The following is a 19,945-nucleotide window of genomic DNA, read 5'->3' as shown; positions in this document are numbered from 1 at the left end:
GAATATGGCGATCGCCGCTGAGGTTCTACTATTTATTCAACACTTCTGCACAGGCCAGTCCCGTAATGACGGGCTGGTCATCAGTTGCAACCCCTACCAGTTAAGCCCCCGGAACAAAGGTAAGAGGCGCACTCATGACCCAGCCCGAACACAATCCCTTTGGCCTCATTGGCCTGACCTACGACGACGTTCTGTTGCTCCCGGGACACACGGATGTCATTCCGTCCGAGGCCGACACTTCCTCCAGGATTTCCAAGCGCATCAGCGTGCAGACGCCTTTGCTTTCCGCTGCGATGGACACCGTCACCGAATCCCGCATGGCCATCGCCATGGCACGTCAGGGTGGCCTGGGCGTGGTTCACCGCAACCTCGCCATCGACGACCAGGCTGAGCACGTGGACCGCGTCAAGCGCAGCGAGTCCGGCATGATCACCAACCCGCTGACCATCAACCCGGAAGCCACGCTCCAGGAGCTCGACGAACTGTGCTCCCGTTACCGTGTCTCCGGCCTTCCGGTAGTGGATCCCGAGGGACGGCTCCTTGGCATCGTCACCAACCGCGACACCCGCTTCATCCCCGAGTCCGAGTTCCCGACGCGCCGCGTCAGCGACACCATGACCAAGATGCCGCTCATCACCGGGCACGTGGGCATCAGCCGGGAAGAAGCCTCGCACAAGCTGGCCACCAACAAGATCGAGAAGCTCCCGCTGGTGGACGAGCAAGGCCGTTTGAAGGGCCTCATCACCACCAAGGACTTCACCAAGGCAGAGCAGTACCCGCTTGCCACCAAGGACGACGAAGGCCGCCTCCGGGTGGGCGCTGCCATCGGCTTCTTCGGTGACGGCTGGGAACGCGCCATGAAGCTGATCGACGCCGGTGTGGATGCGCTGTTCGTGGACACCGCCAATGGCCACTCCCAGGGCGTCCTGGACATGATCCGCCGCTTGAAGTCCGATCCCGTCGCTGCCCACGTGGACGTCATCGGTGGCCAGGCCGCCACCCGCGAAGGCGCCCAGGCATTGATCGACGCCGGCGCTGACGGCATCAAGGTTGGCGTTGGTCCCGGATCCATCTGCACCACCCGCGTTGTTGCCGGCGTTGGCGTCCCGCAGATCACCGCCATCTACGAATCCGCCAAGGCTGCCATCCCCGCAGGCGTTCCCCTGATCGCCGACGGCGGCCTGCAGTACTCGGGCGACATCGGCAAGGCACTGGTTGCCGGAGCCGACACCGTCATGTTGGGCTCCCTCCTTGCAGGCTGTGAAGAGTCCCCCGGAGAGCTCATCTTCGTCAACGGCAAGCAGTTCAAGAGCTACCGCGGAATGGGTTCCCTGGGCGCCATGCAGTCCCGTGGCAAGAACACCTCCTACTCCAAGGACCGCTACTTCCAGGCAGATGTCTCCGGCGACGACAAGCTCATCCCCGAAGGCATCGAGGGACGTGTCGCCTTCCGTGGCCCGCTGGCATCGGTGGCCTACCAGCTGGTCGGCGGCCTCCGCCAGACCATGTTCTACACGGGCGCGCCGACCATCGCCGAACTCAAGGCACGCGGCAAGTTCGTCCGCATCACTCCTGCAGGTTTGAAGGAATCGCACCCGCACGATATCCAGATGACCGTCGAAGCGCCGAATTACAACTCGCGCTAAGCACTTACTGATCCCCGCGGATTCTCCGCGGGGATCAGTTGTTTAACCACCCGACCCTCGATGTCCGCCTACAGGAATAGGCTGGGCACATGTCAGAGCAGCCCGCAAAACCGCGGCACCCGGAGTCGGTCCCGCTTCACCCGGTCCCACCCGGCAAAACACCGCCCCGCAAGCTGGCTTTGCGGCCGTACGCCCGCGCCGTCGGGCAGGTCTTGAAGGTGAGTTTCAACGCCTCACCGGCAGCGGTGATCATGAAGGTCCTGGGCTCGGTCATCTCCGCCACCCTGCCCTTGGTCACCACGTACTTCGCGTCGTTGACCACCACGGCCTTGGCGGCCGGCTACGCAGGAGACCCCGACGCCGGTCCGCGGGCAGTTCTCTACGTCATCATCACCGCGGCTTTGGGCCTGTTCTGGGGCGCCTTCAGCAGCGTGGACCGCTACATCCAACAGTTGATGAGCTTCAGGGTCGGGGCCATTGTGGGCGACCTGATGTACCAGCGGTTCCTCGCCTTGGACTTCTGGCGTTATGACGACAAAGAGACGGTGGATCTCTACGACCGCGCCAAGCGCTTCTCTGATTCCTATGCGCGGGTCCTGGACCGGATCGCGGCGATTTTCACCCAGCTCGTCTCGGTGATCCTCGCCGTTGGCGCGCTGCTGTTGGTGAGCTGGTGGATCGCGGTGATAGTCCTGGTGGCGATCGTGCCCAGCGTGTACCTGCAGTTCAAGTTGTCCCGGGAACAAATAGCCCACTGGAACACCCAAGTGGACTCGCGGCGCCAACGCAGGATGATCGAGCAGAACCTGCTCCGGCCTCAACATATCGCCGAGATGAGGCTTTACGGCATTGTTGGCTACCTCATGGATTTGCGCTCCCGCTTGCGGGATGCCGACGAACGCAGGCGACTGGATTTCCAAAAGCGGTACATTCCCAAACAGCTGGCTGCCGACTCGCTGCAGTACGGTGCCGAAGTTGTGTCACTGGTGTGGGTGGTGGGGCAAATCATTGCCAGGGCGCAGCCTGTGGGCCAATTCCTGTATGTGCAACAGATTGTGAGCCGGGCCCTCTCCACGGCCAACAACCTGGTGTCGTCGCTCAGTTCCATCGACGAGGACCTGGCCAACCTCAAGGACTATGAACTGTTCATGGCCTTGCCCGTGCCCAGCGGCAAGGAGGAGCCCCTCGCCGCGTCGCCCACCACCGTCGAACTGAGGGACATCCACTTCAGCTATACCGGCAGCGACATCGAGGTCATCAAAGGTATATCCATGACCATCAGGGCCGGCCAACACATCGCGATCGTGGGGGAGAACGGTGCGGGAAAGTCCACTTTGATCCGGATACTGGCCGGGCTGTACCGGCCTGATTCAGGCCAGGTCCTGCTGGACGGCAAGGATCTGGCCGGCATCGACGTGACCAGCTGGCACCGGCACTTGGCGGTCCTCAGCCAGGAGTTCCTCAAGTATGAGTTCGCCACCGCAGCAGAGAACATCTATCTCGGCGACGTCGACCTGCCCCGGGACGATCCCCGCATCCGCAGGGCGGCAGCCGACGCCGAGGCCATGGACTTCATCAACAAGCTGCCCAATGGACTGGAGAACCACGTCAGCAACTGGATGGAGGATCCACGCGGGCGCAAGGGGAGCGGGCTGTCCGGCGGGCAGTGGCAGCGGCTGGCAATGGCCCGCAACTTCTACCGGGACGCTTCGTTCATGGTGATGGACGAGCCCACCTCGGCCATCGACGCCTTGGCTGAACACCGGATCTTCACCAGGCTTTTCGCGGACCGCAGCAGCACCATCATCGCCATCAGCCACCGCCTCGCCACGATTGAGAAGGCCGACATCGTCTACATGCTCGAAGATGGGCGCATCGCGGAGCAAGGAACCCACAAGGAATTGGTCGCGCTCCGGGGCCGTTACTTCCGGATGTTCGAATCCCAGCTTTCCGTGGACGAGGCAAGCCGGGCGGCCCCCGAGGCTTAGAGCGGGCCGTATCCGGCTTCTCCGTAGGGATCACGCCAGGTGGCGAGGTCTTGTTCCAGCAGCGCCCTGAAGCGTGGGTCAACTGCAGCCCTGCGCCGAAGCGATTCCCTCGAACGGCCCATGATCGTGGCCGGGACGATGATCCCAACCACAAGGAGGGAGACCATAAAGGCGAGAACCAAGGCCAGAGTCAGCAGTGCGTCAGGATCCTGCCACGTTGAGGGTTTGGCCGTGAAGGCGAACAGCCCCATGAAAACGAGCAGGACGAACGCCACGAAAGAGAGCGCACCCCGCAGGCTCCCAGGCCCACGATTGACCAGGGCCCGGCTTGTGCGCGGCAACCGGTTCCGAACCCGCACGAAGAAGATTCCGCACAGTGCGCCGAGGGCGGCGCCGGGAAGGCCGAGCGCAGGAAGCGTTACGAGCGTGCCGAGCCGGACTGACAGGACTACGCCCAGAAAGACAAGGACGGCGCCGACGCCGATTCCGGCAGCCCACGCGCCCATGTATGCACCCCGGGCGCCGGCGAGCTCACGCAGGCGTGAGCGTGCATTTGCCGGTGTGATGGCAGCAAGCTCGGGGGAAAGCCAGTAGTCCAGGGAGCGGTCTGAGTGGAACAGCGGTGCGGGGCCTGACTGGTAACTCACCCGGGTTATCGCTCCAGGCCTGCACGGACGCGGGCGTCGAGTTGATCACGTGTAAGGGCCGTCGAGTCGAGGTTTTCGCCTTCGCCGGCGGCGATCGACAGGGAACCATCGGCCTCAGCTTTGACGTGCACTGCGCGGGAGGTTCCGTCGTCAAAGTGTCGGCGCGTGGTGGCGGCTGCGGGGAAGCCGTCCGGCGCTTGGTTCAGGTAGTAGTCGGCCATCTGCACTGCAGTGGTGACCATGCCTTCAGCGCCCGTAATGGGGTGCAGCTCGTGAACGCCGTACTTGCTCAGATTGAGCAACAGGGCGCCCTGCTCTGCGCCGAACATGAAGGAAACGTGCTCCGAGGCCGGGGTGACGAGGGCTGTTTCCAACCAGGCTGTGGCATCGGCAAGGACTGCTGTCACCGTGGCGGCCGGCCCAACCGGAAGGAGTGCGTCGTTTTCTATCTTCATCAACCCGCGTTCCAACAGCGTCGCAACACCGGCCTGTTCCAGCGGCGACCCGGCTGCGTGGTCCAGGCGGAACAGGGTCTGGCACCTCAGGGCGCCATCGGTGCCAGCCAGCGCGATGAGTGCAATGAGCTCATGTTCGGTGATGAGCAGTGCCTGGTTTTCTTCGGTCTGGGTGGTCATTTCTGCCTTCTTTTGTGCGGTTCTCTGTCCAGTCTATGAAGCGGCGCGGTCAGGTGAGCCATCCCCAGACCTTCTTGGCGCCGTCGGCTATTGCTCCAGCGGCGTCCTGGGCACCCTCCCAGACATGCTTGGCGCCGTCAGCGATCATCGAAGACGCGGAGTCGTAGCCCATGTTGGTAGCCAACAGGCCCAGGCCACCCCAAGCGATGCCGGCAACGGCGCAGGCGGGGCCAACCACCGGAAAAAAGCTGCCCACTGCCAAGGCAGCAGAGATCCCGCCGTCCACCGCCATTCCGGGATGTCCCGTCTGGAATCCTTGGTAGACCTGAATTCCGCCAGTGACGAACCCCAAGGCCCCCGAGAGCCGCCCGAGCATGGAAGTGCCGTTCAGAAGCTGGGTGCCCTTGACATATCCGGCGCCGGCGGCCTGGCCGTACTGTGCGCTGAGCCAGGGCCACTTGGTTAGCTCCGTAACCAACCCGCCCTTGGCCATCCGGGCCAGGATCGAGTCCGCAGCCAAACCGTTGGCAGTCACGAGTGCGTTCCCGGCCCACCATCCCTGGCTGCCGGTGACGCCCAAAAGTCCCTCCCAACCAGTGGTCGGAGTGTCGTCGCTGACGGTGCCACCGGGAGTCTGCGGGCTGTTGGCCCCTGTAGACCCTCCACTGGAGGACCCACCCTGGGTACTGGCCTGCTGCTGTTCGTCAGCCTGGGTCCGCAGTGTTTTGGAAACGTCCTCCAGGGAACGGGAGGCTTTGTGCAACAGGGGCCGCAGGGTGCTGCTCCATTCGCGGCGGAAACGCTCTCCGTCGGTTCCTTTCCATGCAACCGTGGAGATCAGGCCGTTGATCTGGAGTTCCTGGTTCTGGAGCCGGCTCCCGGCCTGTCCCATTTGTTTGGATAACGACCGAAGCTGTTCAATGTCGGCTCCGTAGAGTCCAGGCGCCATGGGTCCCCCTTGCATGGTGTACGTGTGTTTTCCGCAGGCTATCTGATCCGCAAAGGATGCTGCCATGGGCACAGCTGCCCATGTGGAAAGCTGCCCGGCCTGCGGGGCGGTGCCAGGTTGCGCGAGGGGTCCAGTAAAGTTAGAGCCGTGACTTATGAGATTGAGATTGGCCGTGGCAAGCGTGGGCGTCGTGCCTACTCCCTGGATGACATCGCGATCGTTCCGAACCGACGGACGCGTGACCCGAAGGACGTCTCGGTTTCGTGGCAGATCGACGCCTACAAGTTCGACATGCCCGTCATCGCTGCACCGATGGACTCGGTGATGTCGCCGGAGTCCGCCATCGCCTTGGGGCGTTTGGGCGGTCTCGGCGTCCTGGACCTTGAAGGACTGTGGACCCGGTACGAGGACCCGCAGAAGGTCCTTGACGAGATCGCCGGCTTGGCCGACGAGACCAGCAGCCCGGCCGTGACGCGGCGCATGCAGGATCTCTACCAGGCTCCAGTGCAGCCGGAACTTATCAGCTCCCGCTTGGCCGAGATCCGCGCCGCAGGCGTGACCGTGGCAGGTTCACTTACCCCGCAGCGCACCCAGGAACACTACAAGACCGTGGTGGCTGCCGGCGTCGATATCTTTGTCATCCGCGGCACAACCGTCTCCGCCGAGCACGTCTCCAAGAACCACGAGCCACTGAACCTCAAGCAGTTCATCTACGAACTCGATGTTCCCGTCATCGTCGGTGGCGCGGCCGGATACACCCCCGCCCTGCACCTGATGCGGACCGGCGCGGCCGGCGTCCTGGTCGGCTTCGGCGGCGGCGCCACGACCACCACCCGCCGCGCGTTGGGCATCCACTCGCCGATGGCCTCGGCCATTTCCGACGTCGCCGCAGCACGCCGTGACTACATGGATGAGTCCGGCGGACGTTACGTCCATGTCATTGCCGACGGCGGCATGGGCCGCTCAGGCGACATCGTCAAGGCCATCGCCATGGGCGCTGACGCCGTCATGCTCGGCAGTGCCCTTGCCCGCGCCGAAGAAGCCCCGGGCCGCGGCTGGCACTGGGGTCCGGAAGCCCACCACCTGGAGTCCCCCCGCGGCGACCGTGTCAACGTTGGCACTGTTGGGCCGCTCGAGGAAGTCCTGTTCGGGCCCGGTCACCACACGGACGGAACATCCAACCTGATCGGCGCCCTGCGCCGTTCCATGGCGACCACCGGATACTCGGACTTGAAGGAATTCCAGCGGGTCGACGTCGTCGTCTCGCCGTATCTCGGCTAAACCTTCGGGACGGAACAGCAGCCCTGCCCAACTCGACGGGCAGCAAGTAGGGTAGGGGATTACCAGCTGTTGCGTTTGAGGAGGGGTCCGATGAGCAATGTCGCAGGCGGTCCGCAGGCATCTCCGGGAGCACTGAGCCCGGAGTCCCGTGCCGCATCCATTGATGTCCTGAAATCCACTGCCGAGCCCGGCAAGGAACTGGACATCCTGATCGTCGGTGGTGGCGTGGTGGGCGCCGGGGCTGCATTGGATGCAGTCACGCGGGGACTCACTGTTGGGATCGTCGAAGCCAGGGACTGGGCCTCCGGTACGTCATCGAGGTCCTCCAAGCTCATCCATGGTGGCCTCCGCTATCTGGAGATGTTGGATTTCGGCCTGGTCCAGGAAGCCCTCCAGGAACGCGGACTGTTGATCCAGCAGATCGCTCCCCACCTGGTCCGGCCGGTGCCGTTCCTCTACCCGCTGACCCACCGCTTCTGGGAGCGCCCCTACGTGGGTGCGGGCATCATGCTGTACGACACCCTGGGATTGACGTCCGGCCACAGCCGCGGCGTACCGATGCACAAGCACCTCTTCCGCCGTGGCACACTGCGTGCGGCTCCCAGCCTCAAAGACGACGCCTTCGTAGGATCCATCCGCTACTACGACGCCCAGGTTGACGATGCCCGGCTGGTGGTCAACCTGGTCCGGACCGCCGTGCACTACGGAGCCCACGCCGCCAACCGCGTACGCGTAGTGGACTTCCTCCGCGAAGGTGAACGCGTGGTGGGTGCCAAGGTGGAAAACCAGGAAGACGGCAGCGTCTTTGAGGTGCGGGCCAAGCAGGTGGTCAATGCCACCGGCGTGTGGACTGACGAAACACAGGCCATGGTCACCGACCGCGGCCAGCTGAAGGTTCGTGCGTCCAAGGGCATCCACCTGGTGGTGCCACGCGACCGCTTCCAGTCCACGGTGGGCTTGATTCTTCGGACGGAAAAGTCCGTGCTCTTTGTGATCCCCTGGGGCAGACACTGGATCATCGGGACCACCGACACCGACTGGAAGCTGGATAAGGCCCATCCTGCTGCCTCCAGCAAGGACATCGACTACGTACTGGAGCACGTCAACAAGGTGCTCAAACGTCCGCTGACCCGTGAGGATGTCGAGGGCGTCTACGCCGGTCTGCGCCCGCTCCTGGCCGGGGACAACGACTCCACCGCCAAGTTGTCGCGCGAGCACGTCGTTGCGCATCCAGTTCCCGGCCTTGTTGTGGTGGCGGGAGGCAAATACACCACCTACCGCGTCATGGCCAAGGATGCTGTGGACGAAGCAACCCGGGCCATGGATGAGCGCGTCCCGTCCAGTTGCACGGACACCATTCCCTTGCTGGGTGCCGAAGGATTCAAGGCTGCCTGGAACAGGCGTGGCAGGTCCGCCGAGCAGGCCGGGGTGCATGTGGCGCGTGTCGAACACTTGCTCAACCGCTTCGGATCCATGGCATCGGAAGTGCTGTCCGTGATCTCCGAACGGCCCGAGCTGGGGGAGCCGCTGCCGGGGGCCGATGACTATCTCGCCGCCGAAGTTGTCTATGCAACCACCCATGAGGGTGCCCGGCATGTCGACGACGTCTTGACCCGCCGCACGCGTATCTCCATTGAAGCCTGGGACCGGGGTGTGTCTGCGGCGCCCGTAGTGGCTAAGCTGATGGGAGAAATCCTTGGCTGGAGCGATGCCCAGCGTGAAAGCGAGATCAAACACTACCTGGCACGGGTGGAGGCTGAGCGACTGAGCCAACAGCAACCCGATGACGAATCGGCCGATGCCGCGCGCATGGGAGTGGATGACATCGTTCCGCTCCGCTGACCGGCCCAGGGAATTGAGGCCGGCAGGCCACATGGAGGGAACACGACTTGGCTGAACCACTGGACCGATACGACGCGGAACTGACCACCCCGGACACGGTCATTCTTGAGCTTGTTGCCGAGGACAAGATCGACGCCGCGGCACAGTTGGCCCATAAACTCCATCAGGCCGGAAGGATTTCGAACCTCGAGGGCTTCCTGGAGCAGGTGCATTCACGCGAACACCAGCTGGCTACGGGCCTTCCCGGCGGAATCGGCCTTCCGCATGCCCGCAGTGAGTTCGTGGACCGGATCTCCATCGCGGTTGGGGTCACCAAGTTTGGGCACGCGTTGGATTTCGGTGCCGCCGACGGCCCGGCAACGCTCATCCTGCTCATCGCCACGCCGGCCAGCTCTTTCTCGGACCACCTTGAGGTCCTGGCCACCCTGGCGCGCTCCCTTTCGAAAGAATCCTTCAGGGAATCCCTGCGCCGCGCGCACGACCCCGAGGTCATTTCCGAACTCATCAATTCCAGCCTGGTGTTCTTCGACCACTAAGGGCCGGTGCGGTCTCCCGTCAGGCCACATCGCAGAGGCCCGTTTCGTTGTTCTACAGCCGGACGAAGTACGGTTAAGGGGTGTTGAAAACTGCCCTGAAACCCCGCTGGATCGCAGGATTGGTCTTTGCGCTTCTGCTGTCCGCGGTGTTTGTGCTGCTCAGTCAATGGCAGCTCAGCCGGTCAACCCAGCACGAGGCCCCGGCGCCGTCCAGCGTCGAAGAAGTGAAGCCCTTGGCTGACGTACTCAAGCCGGGTCAGTTCTTCCCTGGCTCGGTTTCGGACCAGATGGTCACGGCCACAGGGAGTTATGACCCCGGCAAGCAAGTACTGGTGGAGGGGCGCCTGTACAACAACCAGAAGGGTTTCTGGATCGTCTCGGCCTTCGCGGTCAACGACGCTCCCGTGCTCAAGGGTGTCGCAGCCTCGCCGCAAACCTGGATTCCAGTAGCCCGCGGCTGGGTGGCTGACGCCGCCCAAGCCGGCCCGCCGCCGTCGGGCACTGTGACGCTGACCGGTCGCCTGCTTCCCTCCGAAGCTCCCGTACCAAATGTCGACGCCGGCCCGGGCCGGGCATCAGCGGTCTCCACCGCGGAACTGATCAATACCTGGAAAGTTTCCAGCTACCCCGGCTTCATCGCTGCGACCTCCGAAATCAGTGGTGGCGCCACCATCCCGCTGGACGGAGACGTCAAGGCACTCAATATCCCGGCACAGCCACCGGCGGAGCAGGTCAACTGGTTGAACCTCTTCTACGCTGTGGAATGGGTGGTCTTTGCCGGTTTCTCCGTCTTCATCTGGTGGCGCCTGGTGCGTGACGATTACCGTCGGGACCTTGAGGACGACGAAGACGACGAAGACTACGAGTACTCCGACGGGTTTCCGGACGAACCCGACGCCGTCCCGGCGGCAACCGAACCTGCAAGTCAAGACCCAGAACCTAAGGTGCAGCAATGATTGAGCCCAAACCGGCCATCCAGCCTGAGCAGTCAGGACCGAAGCCCAAGAAGCGGCGTTTCGGAGGGACGGAAGCCCAGATCCGTTCGGCCCTGAAGTTTTACAAGGTCATGGCGTACCTCACCGGCGCCATGCTGCTTCTTCTGTGTGCCGAACTGATCGCACGCTATGGATTCGGCGTTTCACTCTTCGCCGGTGGCACCAACGCGGTCACCGGCCAGCCGTTTGGGTTCGGTTTCGCCGAATCCGAACCCAAGGGTGTCATTGGCGGTTTCAACATTTCCACCACCGTGCTGATCGTGCACGGCTGGATGTACGTTGTGTACCTCGTTTCCAACTTCCGCCTGTGGTCCCTGATGCGGTGGCCTTTCTCCAAGATGGTCCTGCTGGCCTTGGGCGGTGTTGTTCCCCTGCTGTCCTTCATCGTGGAGAAGAAGTTCCACGCTGAGGTGGAGGCGGAATTGGCCGCCAACCCCCAGGCGTCAAAGCGCTACTAGGAGCCTGCGGGCATCCCCGATGTGAGATCCCTAACGGGATGGCCTCTTTTGGCCGCTGACCGCCCTTGTCAACGTGCACGGGGGCGGTCCGGCAAAGTAGTCTTGACTGGTGACTACTCCCACCGCACCCCAGACTTCACAGAAGCCGGTGCTGGTTGTTGACTACGGTGCCCAGTACGCGCAGCTGATTGCCCGCCGCGTCCGTGAAGCAAATGTGTATTCGGAAATCGTTCCGCACACCTTCACCACCGAGCAGCTTCTGGCCAAAGACCCGGCAGCCATCATCCTCTCCGGCGGACCTTCCAGCGTCTACGCCGAAGGTGCCCCGTTCGTGGAGGCTGACCTCTTTGAGGCCGGCGTTCCCGTTTTCGGTATCTGCTACGGCTTCCAGGCCATGGCCAACGCCCTGGGCGGCAAGGTAGCCCAGACGGGCCTGCGTGAGTATGGCGCCACCGAGGCGCTCCTTGTGGGAGATGCACGTTCCATCCTCGACGGCGTCCCGGCCTCCCAGAACACCTGGATGAGCCACGGCGACTCTGTCCATGAGGCGCCTGAAGGCTTTGAGGTGCTGGCGACGACGGCCGGCGCGCCGGTCGCTGCCTTCGCCAACGACGAGAAGCGCCTTTACGGTGTGCAGTGGCACCCGGAAGTGAAGCACTCCGTCCTTGGGCAGCACGTCCTGGAAAACTTCCTGTTCAAGGGCGCCGGTTTGAGCCCGAACTGGACCACCGGCAACATCCTCGAAGAGCAGGTGGAGCGCATCCGCGAGCAAATCGGGGACTCCAAGGTCATCTGTGGCCTCTCCGGTGGCGTCGACTCGGCTGTTGCGGCTGCACTTGTCCAGCGTGCCGTTGGTGACCAGCTCACGTGTGTCTTCGTCGATCACGGTTTGCTCCGTGAGGGGGAGGCTGAGCAGGTCGAACGTGACTTCGTCGCCGCTACGGGTGTCAACCTGTATGTCGCCAACGAGCAGGAACGCTTCCTCTCTGCCCTGGCCGGCGTCAGCGATCCCGAAACCAAGCGCAAGATCATCGGCCGAGAATTCATCCGTGCTTTCGAAGAAGCCGAGCGGGCCATCATCGCCCAGGCAGCTGCCGAAGGCGAAAAGATCAAGTTCCTGGTCCAGGGCACGCTCTACCCGGACGTCGTCGAATCCGGTGGCGGCGAGGGCGCTGCGAACATCAAGAGCCACCACAACGTTGGCGGGCTTCCGGAGGACCTGCAGTTTGAGCTCGTTGAGCCGCTGCGCGCCCTCTTCAAGGACGAAGTCCGCGCCGTTGGTGCACAGCTTGGACTGCCCCAGGAAATCGTGGGCCGCCAGCCGTTCCCCGGCCCGGGTTTGGGTATCCGCATCGTCGGTGAAGTGACCAAGGAGCGTCTTGACCTGCTCCGCAAGGCCGACGCCATTGCCCGCGCGGAACTGACGGCCGCAGGCCTGGACAACGACGTCTGGCAGATGCCGGTGGTTCTCCTGGCCGATGTCCGCAGCGTCGGCGTCCAGGGTGATGGACGTACCTACGGGCACCCCATCGTCCTGCGTCCGGTATCTTCCGAGGACGCCATGACGGCGGACTGGTCGCGTTTGCCATACGACCTTCTGGCCCGCATCTCCAACCGCATCACCAATGAGGTGGATGGCGTGAACCGTGTGGTGCTGGACGTCACCAGCAAGCCACCGGGAACCATCGAGTGGGAATAGCATTCTGAGTGGCCGGCTTCCTTCGGGAGGCCGGCCACTTTGTATTTGGCGCAGTTCCCCCGTGGTATGAGAAGGGCAGCAAGCTGTGAAAACCGGTGAATTTCGCGTTGGAACAGCGTTGCGGAGCGGGCTGGCCATGGATTCCCGCTACCCTCGAAAGTATGCCGGTATGGTCCAAGGCGTCTAAAGCTAGTACAGAAAAGAAGGCAGAAGTCGTGTCAGTAGGTCAAGGCCAGGAAGAGGGCTCTGAAGAGCTCCGCAAATGGCTGTCTGGTCTCAAACCCGTCACAGGGGCAGACACTATGCTGCGTTTCGTCAAGACGCCCGAAGGCGCCATTGACCTCAGCAACGCGCATCCCTCAGGGTTGGCGCAGCTGTTGGCGGGCCGCAGGACACGCTTGTCCACCCTGATCAGGGACCGCCAGCAATATCTCGTGGCTGCCCGGGCAGCCCGGAACATCAGGTCGAAGATTTTCGAGCTCAGCAATGACCGCGGTATCGAAGCCGGGTACTTGTCCGCAGGTACCGTGGTGTGGACATCAGCTGTCGGCGGCAAACCGCAGCGTGTCTCCGCGCCTGTCATGCTCACCTCCATCGTTCTCACGGTCCGGCCGGGGGAGGACGATTTCGAACTTCAGCTCACTGAGCAAGCACGCATGAACCCGGCCCTGGTACGTCACCTGAAGACGGTCCACGGCATCGTTTTTGACGTCAACGCAGTGGCCCGCATGGCGTACAACACCGCGCGGTTGGATCCGCAGCCTGTCCTGGACCGTTTGTCCACGCTGGTTCAGCCCATCCATGGCGCCGAGGTGGAATTCAACCTCCTGGTCACAACCCTGGCTGACCTGTCGGGCAACCTGGACGATCCGTGGATCAACCTGAACAACCCCACGGTGGCCGCGCTGGCCACTGCAGCCAACGGTGGCGACATCGAGCCGGAATCCATCAAGGCAGGCAGGTTCCCCAGCCTTGACCTCCGTGATCCGGCCGATGAGCTCCTCTTGCTTGATGCCGACACGGACCAGCAATACGTGGTTGACGCCGTACGCGCCGGTGACTCCCTGGTGGTCAGTACGCCTCCGGGGAGCGGGCAAACCCAGACTGCCATCAACGCCATCGGTGCGTTGGTCTGCGAAGGAAAGTCGGTCCTGGTGGTGGGGGACCGGCAGTCCAGCCTCGCAGGATTGTCCGCGCACCTGGAATCACTGGGACTTGATTCGCTGCTCTTCCGCCCCGGTAACGGAACCACTCCGCAGCAGCTCAAAGCGCAGCTGGTTCGGGCAATCATGCGCAACGAGAAGGCGCTCGAACCCCAGCTCGGCAACCTCCACCAGACGCTGACCGGGCATCGGCACGCCCTCATGGACCACGTAGCGTCCTTGCATAACGTCCGGGAACGCTGGGGTTGCTCGCCGTACCAGGCCATGCAGTCTCTCGCGGAACTGACATCCATCCATCCGGCTCCCTCCACGACCGTGCGTCTGAAGCGCAGCGTCCTGGACAACATCAAGGACCGCGAGGAACTTGCTGCACGGCTCCGGCGTGCCGCAGAACTTGGAAGCTTCAGCCGGGCTTCGACCAGCAGTCCTTGGTACGGCGCCCGCTTGGTCACCCGCAAGGAAACCGAGGAAGCGCAGCAGCTTGCCCGCCTGGCCGCGGAGAAACTCCCCGTCCTGCGCGACCGCATGAAGCAGGTGTCCGATCACGCCGAGATCCGCCTGGGCGACACCTTTACGGAATGGGGTGCCCAGCTCGAACTGCTGATCGCCGTGCGCGAGAGCCTGGACAAGTTCACGCCGGACATCTTTGACCGACCGGTGCACGACCTCATTTCGGCCACTGCCAGTTCGGCATGGCGGCGTGAGCGGAACATCGAGATGCCGTCCATGCAGCGCTCCAGGCTGCGGCGCGTGGCCAAGGAATATGTACGGCCCGGCGTTCACATTGCCGACCTCCACAGTTCGTTGGTTCTTGTCCAGGAGCAGCGCGCGCTCTGGGCCGGTTACGCCACAACCCAACGCCACCCGGCCGTTCCCTCCGGCCTGGCCGACCTCGGTGCGCTCTACCGCGAGCTCGATACCGAACTCCGGCGACTCGGCGACGCCCTCAAGCACACCTCTGCCGGCGGCTCGCTTCACGGTACGCCCTACCCGGAGCTCATGGAGCGCCTTGAGAGTCTTGTGGCAGACACTGACACGCTGGAGTCGTTGCCGGAGCGCACCCTCCTGATCGAGGAAATGCGTGAGCACGGCCTTGGAGAGCTGCTGGCGGATCTGGCCGAACGCGAAGTCCCCGCGTCCTCGGTGGCTGCCGAATTGGACCTGGCCTGGTGGCAGTCCGCCCTGGAAGCGATGATCAGCGGCGACGACTACCTCGCCATGTCCGACGGCGACTCCCTGCGCCGCCTTGAAGCCGAGTTCAGGTTGGCTGACCAGGCGCACATCGCCAGCGGTGCTGCCCGGCTCCGGTGGCAGCTCGCACAGAGGTGGCGCCAAGGACTGGTTGACCACCCCCGCCAGGCCGAGCTGCTGCGTGCCTTGCTGAAGGATGGGCGGGTAACCTTGCCTGCCCTGAGCGCCCAAGCTCCGGACCTCGTGCCGATGCTGGTCCCGGTGTGGTCTGTCAGCCCTTATCTGCTCACCGGAGTCCTCCCCGCCGAGCAGAAGTTTGACGCCGTGGTGGTCATCGACGCCGAGTCGACGTCCCTGCAGGCAGTCCTGCCCGCGATCGCACGTGCCCAGCAAGTGGTGGCATTCGGCGATGCCAAGATCGCCAACGCGCGGACCTTCAGCGTGGCTGTTGAACCGCCGGTGGCCGGCGTGGCCGGCCACGAAACAGTGGAGAGTGCCTTCAAGGCTCTGTCCCGGGTCCTGCCCTCGTGGCAATTGAACTGGGTGTACCGGGCAGTTGACGAGGACTTGATTCTGCAGTTGAGCAAGAACTACTACGACGGCGGCCTGAAGCGACTGCCCGACGGCAACTCGGTCACTGGCTTGGATCGTTCGATCCTTGTCGAGTACATTCCCGACGGCACCGGACTCCCCGGAGCCGATCACGAGGGCGTGGAGTCGGTCACCGCAGAAGTGAACCGTGTGGTTGACCTCGTCTTCGAGCACGCCACGTTGCGTCCACGCACCAGTTTGGCCGTGGTAACAGCAAGCCTGCGCCACGCTGCCAGGATCGGCGAGGCCATCAGGCTTCAACTGCCGAACCATCCTTTGTTGGCGTCCTTCTTCGCGGCCGGCCCTGAGTCCTTCCGTGTGGTGGATCTTGAACGCGCGCAAGGTCTGGTCCGGGACCACGTGATCTTCTCCCTCGGTTACGGGCGCACACCCCACGGCCGGGCACTCCACTCCTTTGGCCCCTTGTCGGCTGAAGGTGGCCGTAACCGCTTCGCCTTGGCGATGACCAGGGCCCGGCGCTCCATGCACGTACTGAGCTGCTTCCGGCCTGAGGATCTTGACCTGGACCGTTTGTCGCACGGTGCTGTGGACTTCTATGAGTTGTTGGACCGGGAACTCTCCGGCAACAGCAATCTCGGAACCCCGGCGTCCAGGGCAGTTGCCAGTGAGCAGGCCCTCGGCGAAGACCCTTTGGTTGCCGACCTCGGAGAACGCCTGCGCGCCAGGGGTGCGCGGGTGTGGCACCTCTACGACGGCGTCCTGGACATTGCCGCCGCTGCCGATCCGGTGCACACGATTGGCCGCGAGGGAGCCGAGATCCCAACGCCGGTGGCCATCGAATCCGATGGCACGGAACGCTACCGGCGCATGAGTGTCCGTGAACGCAGCAGGTTGCGGCCGCAGCTCCTGGAGCGCATGGGCTGGCGGTACATGTCCCTCTGGACGATCGAGGTCTTCACGGACCCGTCCTCCTGCGCGGACCGTATCGGTTCCTACCTCGGCCTGGAGAACCACATTCTCACCTCCACGGATTCTCCGCAGCATGGTTTCCTGGACATGGATGTTGAACAATTGAATCTGGACAAGGCAAAGCCAGCGTTCACCCGCCCTTCGACCGCCGCCTCGGGTAAGCAGCCCGGGGAAAATGGCAGCGAGCGGGACCAGGCAGCGGACAGGAAAGCAGCAATGACGGAACAAGACAGCGGCACCGGCAACGGCGGTGCCGAAGGCGACGCCGGCGGCCAGGACGAGGCCACTGCTGAAAAAGCTACGGAAACGACCCCCGCCAAGCACAGCTCCGGCGGCATCCTGCCCACGAAAGCCGCGGAGGACGACCCCCGCGCCTGGGGCGACGAGACCGGCTACGATCACGAGCAGTGGTTGAAGGAGCAGAAGCCCCCGCACTGGGGCTGATCGCCTGAAAAGCTTCATGGGCTGACCAATACAAAGAAAAGCTTGCCTTGCGTTGATGCGCCGGCAAGCTTTTCTGCTTGTTGGGGGTTGGCTGCAACCACCACCAGCCCGTCGGTGTCGCTCGTCCCAAGCCACTCGCCTGCCTTGCCGCCCTGAGTCGAGGTCCACAGCACGGGAACAGGTCCGGCAAGAACCTGGCTTGGCCGCGATTCATCGTAGGAGCCGGACGCGGTAAGGACCACCGTCACCAGCTGCCCTGGCGAAAGGAGCTGGATCGAGGAGGCGTCGGCCATGCGGAGGGGGACGGCAGCGGAACCTGCGGGAGTGCCGGTGAGCAGGCCGGGGCCCAGGAGAGCTGAGTCGGTTGGGATTTGCCCCTTGCCAAGCGGAGAAGCCAGTTGGCGCCCAACGAGACCCCCAAGGTCCTTCGCCTGTGCGGGCACGGCGAGTTCGGGTGCGACGTCAACAGTAGTGAAGTCGGATTCCCTAAGACTGGCACCCGCCGGTAGTTCCCGTGCTGCCACAAGGACGGTGACGCGTTCCGCCGACGCTGGAGTCAGCTGTTGGACGGCCAACCCTGCGGCAAGGCACAGAAGCAGGGCGATACAGAGCCGGCGATTCCGCGAAAGCCATGCTCTCGGCGTGCGTCGTGGCTGTTGGCGTGGTGTTGGAGGCCCGTCACGTCTGAATGTTGGGCGGGCGCGCCCGGGGGAGGGCAGGCGGTATTGCATGGGCAGCCGAAATGGCTCGCGGTCAGCTGTTCCTGCCGAACGCTCGGCGCGGGCAAGGAGGGCGCTTCGGGAAGTAGGTGGCATGCCGCCACGCTAACGAGCTTGTCCGGCCCCATGGCAGGGGCCGGCTTCCCTATGTGGAAAAGTCCCGGGACTTAGCTCGCTGCTGCCGCGGCGGCGGGAGCGGGCGTGGCGGCCGCAGTTGCGCTTGGAGTGGAGGGCGCTGCCGAAACGGTGCTGCTGCCCTTCGTGTCACGCGAGTCGGTGCGGTAGAAACCGGAGCCCTTGAAGACGACGCCAACGCTGTTGAACTTCTTGCGCAGCGTGCCTTTGCATTCCGGGCACTCTGTCAGGGAGCTGTCTGAGAAGGACTGGACGATGTCGAAGGCATGGTCACAGTCTTTGCAGGCGTATGCGTATGTGGGCACTGAGTTCCTCCTTTAGGACAAAGTTCAGGTCCTGTGGCGCCGCAGCGAAGAGTTTCCGCATTAGCAGTCCCAGGGCCTGAGTGCCAATTCTATCACCCGTCCCTGCGGCGTTCGCCAGCACCTGTGCCGGAACTCACCACCCTTTAGGCGTCTTCTCCGGCGTCATCCAGGGTGACGACGCCGGACGGCGTCAGTACTTCCCGCACAGGGCGATCAAAAGCTTCGGCGGGTATGGAGCCGGAAGGCAACAAATCGTCGTCGTACACCACCGCGATGGTGGGCGGCCGCTGACCGGAGGCATCGAGGCCCTGCAGCAGCCGGTCGTAGTATCCGCCGCCTTGGCCGATCCTGTTCCCATCACGATCCACGGCGGTTGCCGGCATGAAGATCCCCGCGGCCGTGGCCACCACTGAACTGTCCAATCGCTCGCCCAGGGGTTCGTCGATGGGTGCGTAGGTGGAGCGCTCAAAGACCGTCGACGGAGTCCAGTACACCCAGCTCAGTTGGCGTTCCGGTTCGCAGACCGGAAGCAGCACCTCGTGGCCCGCGTCATGAAGGGCCTCAAGCAGTGGCATGGTGGGTGGTTCGAAAGCGACCCCCACATACACCGCGAACCTGGCCGGTTCGCCGGAGGTGATGCCCTTGGCCCAGGCGGTTCCATGCTGGGCCAGGGCCTCGCCCGCTGTTGCGATCTGCTCCGGGGACAGGGCCCTTCTGTAGAGTCGCCGGCTGCGGCGGATGTCTTCTTTCGATGCCATCTGTGTCCAATCCTCAGGTTCGTGGGGTCCGATTGAATTGTTGCGTGGTGTTGAGCAGCCAAGAAAATGTGCAAGCCGCGCGGCGGGGGTTTAGCCGATGATCTGTTCCTTCCGTTACATTAGTCCGGTGACTCTCGATAACAACGCTGTCCGTAAGGCTGTCATCCCCGCAGCGGGTCTTGGTACCCGGTTCCTTCCCGCCACCAAGGCGATGCCGAAGGAAATGCTGCCCGTGGTCGACAAGCCCGCCATCCAGTACGTCGTCGAAGAAGCGGTCAAGGTGGGCCTGCACGACGTCCTCATGATCACAGGACGCAGCAAGCGCGCCCTGGAAGACCACTTTGACCGGGTGCCGGCGCTTGAAGCGACCTTGGCTGAAAAGGGCGACACCGCCAAGCTTGAAGCCATCCAGTCCGCCACCAACCTCGGTGACATCCACTACGTCCGCCAAGGCGATCCGAACGGTCTGGGCCACGCTGTCCTGCGTGCAAAGCAGCACGTCGGTTACGAGCCCTTTGCCGTACTCCTTGGTGATGACCTCATTGACGCCCGCGACGACCTCCTGAGCGAAATGATCGCTGTCCAGCAGAAGACCGGCGGTTCCGTCGTGGCCCTGATCGAGGTGGAGCCTTCCAAGATCAGCGCTTACGGTTGCGCCGACGTTGAGGACATCGACGAGGACGGTTACGTCCGCATCAAGCAGCTGGTGGAAAAGCCGTCTCCCGAAGAGGCCCCTTCGAACCTTGCCGTAATTGGCCGCTATGTGCTGCACCCGGCTGTCTTCGAGGTCCTGGAGAAGACCGGCCCGGGCCGCGGTGGAGAAATCCAGCTGACCGATGCCCTTGAGGTCCTGGCAGCCGGCGAAGGAGAGGGCTACGGCGTGTACGGCGTGGTCTTCCGCGGCCGCCGCTACGACACCGGCGACAAGCTCAGCTACCTCAAAGCCTGCATCGAGCTGGCAGCCGAGCGTGAGGACCTCGGTCCTGAGCTTCGCGAGTGGCTGCCTAACTTCACCGCCACGCTTCCCCAGTAA

Annotated in this window: 16 protein-coding genes; 10 read left to right on the top strand and 6 right to left on the bottom strand. The window is 63.6% G+C overall.

Translation table 11 applies throughout. The features are described from left to right. Window positions 1-134: 134 nt before the first annotated feature. Both guaB and PQ627_RS09985 read left to right on the top strand, forming a co-directional pair. Window positions 135-1,646 (top strand): IMP dehydrogenase, encoded by a 1,512-nt coding sequence (gene guaB / locus PQ627_RS09990; protein WP_144659498.1) that lies wholly within the window; start codon window positions 135-137, stop codon window positions 1,644-1,646. An 89-nt stretch (window positions 1,647-1,735) separates the two neighbouring features. Beyond that, window positions 1,736-3,634, top strand: a complete 1,899-nt coding sequence (locus tag PQ627_RS09985) for an ABC transporter ATP-binding protein (RefSeq protein ID WP_274260530.1) — start codon at window positions 1,736-1,738, stop codon at window positions 3,632-3,634. Here PQ627_RS09985 and PQ627_RS09980 read toward each other — a convergent pair. The 3 genes from PQ627_RS09980 to PQ627_RS09970 are packed head-to-tail and all read right to left on the bottom strand — an operon-like array spanning window position 3,631 to window position 5,865. Next, the gene (locus tag PQ627_RS09980) at window positions 3,631-4,281 is read right to left on the bottom strand and encodes a hypothetical protein (protein ID WP_274260528.1); all 651 of its coding nucleotides are present in this window, start codon (window positions 4,279-4,281) and stop codon (window positions 3,631-3,633) included. The two genes, PQ627_RS09985 and PQ627_RS09980, sit on opposite strands and share 4 nt — an antisense overlap. 5 nt (window positions 4,282-4,286) lie before the next feature. Beyond that, window positions 4,287-4,916, bottom strand: coding sequence for a hypothetical protein (locus PQ627_RS09975; protein WP_144659504.1), 630 nt, complete (start codon window positions 4,914-4,916; stop codon window positions 4,287-4,289). Between the two features lie 49 nt (window positions 4,917-4,965). Continuing rightward, window positions 4,966-5,865, bottom strand: a complete 900-nt coding sequence (locus tag PQ627_RS09970) for a WXG100 family type VII secretion target (protein ID WP_144659507.1) — start codon at window positions 5,863-5,865, stop codon at window positions 4,966-4,968. A gap of 147 nt (window positions 5,866-6,012) precedes the next feature. Here PQ627_RS09970 and PQ627_RS09965 point away from each other — a divergent pair, with 147 nt between their 5' ends. From PQ627_RS09965 to PQ627_RS09935, 7 genes are all read left to right on the top strand, one after another. Then, window positions 6,013-7,146: a GuaB3 family IMP dehydrogenase-related protein gene (locus PQ627_RS09965; protein ID WP_144659509.1), complete on the top strand. Its 1,134-nt coding sequence runs from the start codon at window positions 6,013-6,015 to the stop codon at window positions 7,144-7,146. 90 nt (window positions 7,147-7,236) lie between these two features. Then, on the top strand, window positions 7,237-8,988 hold the full coding sequence (locus tag PQ627_RS09960; protein WP_274260521.1) for a glycerol-3-phosphate dehydrogenase/oxidase: 1,752 nt from the start codon (window positions 7,237-7,239) through the stop codon (window positions 8,986-8,988). Between the two features lie 47 nt (window positions 8,989-9,035). After that, window positions 9,036-9,524, top strand: a complete 489-nt coding sequence (locus PQ627_RS09955) for a PTS sugar transporter subunit IIA (protein ID WP_144659511.1) — start codon at window positions 9,036-9,038, stop codon at window positions 9,522-9,524. Window positions 9,525-9,604: 80 nt separating this feature from the next. Next, the gene (locus PQ627_RS09950; protein ID WP_274260517.1) at window positions 9,605-10,480 is read left to right on the top strand and encodes an SURF1 family protein; all 876 of its coding nucleotides are present in this window, start codon (window positions 9,605-9,607) and stop codon (window positions 10,478-10,480) included. After that, window positions 10,477-10,977, top strand: a complete 501-nt coding sequence (locus PQ627_RS09945) for a DUF3817 domain-containing protein (protein ID WP_144659516.1) — start codon at window positions 10,477-10,479, stop codon at window positions 10,975-10,977. Before PQ627_RS09950 ends, PQ627_RS09945 begins: the two co-directional genes overlap by 4 nt. 109 nt (window positions 10,978-11,086) lie before the next feature. Next, window positions 11,087-12,676 carry a glutamine-hydrolyzing GMP synthase gene (gene guaA, locus PQ627_RS09940; RefSeq protein WP_144659519.1) on the top strand — a complete coding sequence of 530 codons (1,590 nt, stop codon included), beginning with the start codon at window positions 11,087-11,089 and terminating at the stop codon, window positions 12,674-12,676. 161 nt (window positions 12,677-12,837) lie between these two features. Beyond that, window positions 12,838-16,995 carry a DUF4011 domain-containing protein gene (locus PQ627_RS09935; RefSeq protein ID WP_274260511.1) on the top strand — a complete coding sequence of 1,386 codons (4,158 nt, stop codon included), beginning with the start codon at window positions 12,838-12,840 and terminating at the stop codon, window positions 16,993-16,995. Between the two features lie 14 nt (window positions 16,996-17,009). Here PQ627_RS09935 and PQ627_RS09930 read toward each other — a convergent pair whose 3' ends face one another. The 3 genes from PQ627_RS09930 to PQ627_RS09920 all read right to left on the bottom strand — a co-directional run bounded on the left by PQ627_RS09930 (window position 17,010) and on the right by PQ627_RS09920 (window position 18,912). After that, a complete protein-coding gene (locus PQ627_RS09930) occupies window positions 17,010-17,810 on the bottom strand; it encodes an RcpC/CpaB family pilus assembly protein (protein WP_274260507.1) in 801 nt (266 codons plus the stop codon). Between the two features lie 71 nt (window positions 17,811-17,881). Further along, complete coding sequence (locus tag PQ627_RS09925) at window positions 17,882-18,154, bottom strand: FmdB family zinc ribbon protein (protein ID WP_274260504.1); 273 nt, start codon at window positions 18,152-18,154, stop codon at window positions 17,882-17,884. Between the two features lie 143 nt (window positions 18,155-18,297). Continuing rightward, window positions 18,298-18,912, bottom strand: a complete 615-nt coding sequence (locus PQ627_RS09920; RefSeq protein WP_274260501.1) for a 5-formyltetrahydrofolate cyclo-ligase — start codon at window positions 18,910-18,912, stop codon at window positions 18,298-18,300. Window positions 18,913-19,009: 97 nt separating this feature from the next. On the opposite strand from PQ627_RS09920, the gene galU reads away from it, so the two are divergent. Further along, window positions 19,010-19,945 (top strand): UTP--glucose-1-phosphate uridylyltransferase GalU, encoded by a 936-nt coding sequence (gene galU / locus PQ627_RS09915; protein WP_186313510.1) that lies wholly within the window; start codon window positions 19,010-19,012, stop codon window positions 19,943-19,945.

The organism is Paenarthrobacter sp. AB444 (assembly GCF_028736865.1).
In the GTDB taxonomy this organism is placed as follows: Bacteria; Actinomycetota; Actinomycetes; order Actinomycetales; family Micrococcaceae; genus Arthrobacter; species Arthrobacter nicotinovorans_B.
This window is presented reverse-complemented; position numbering and strand designations above follow the sequence as displayed.

Coding starts and splice junctions, on each gene's coding strand:
- guaB (WP_144659498.1), top strand. CDS start 135: ATGACCCAGCCCGAACACAATCCCTTTGGCCTCATTGGCCTGACCTAC.
- PQ627_RS09985 (WP_274260530.1), top strand. CDS start 1,736: ATGTCAGAGCAGCCCGCAAAACCGCGGCACCCGGAGTCGGTCCCGCTT.
- PQ627_RS09975 (WP_144659504.1), bottom strand. CDS start 4,916: ATGACCACCCAGACCGAAGAAAACCAGGCACTGCTCATCACCGAACAT.
- PQ627_RS09970 (WP_144659507.1), bottom strand. CDS start 5,865: ATGGCGCCTGGACTCTACGGAGCCGACATTGAACAGCTTCGGTCGTTA.
- PQ627_RS09960 (WP_274260521.1), top strand. CDS start 7,237: ATGAGCAATGTCGCAGGCGGTCCGCAGGCATCTCCGGGAGCACTGAGC.
- PQ627_RS09945 (WP_144659516.1), top strand. CDS start 10,477: ATGATTGAGCCCAAACCGGCCATCCAGCCTGAGCAGTCAGGACCGAAG.
- PQ627_RS09935 (WP_274260511.1), top strand. CDS start 12,838: ATGCCGGTATGGTCCAAGGCGTCTAAAGCTAGTACAGAAAAGAAGGCA.
- PQ627_RS09930 (WP_274260507.1), bottom strand. CDS start 17,810: ATGCCACCTACTTCCCGAAGCGCCCTCCTTGCCCGCGCCGAGCGTTCG.
- PQ627_RS09920 (WP_274260501.1), bottom strand. CDS start 18,912: ATGGCATCGAAAGAAGACATCCGCCGCAGCCGGCGACTCTACAGAAGG.
- galU (WP_186313510.1), top strand. CDS start 19,010: ATGATCTGTTCCTTCCGTTACATTAGTCCGGTGACTCTCGATAACAAC.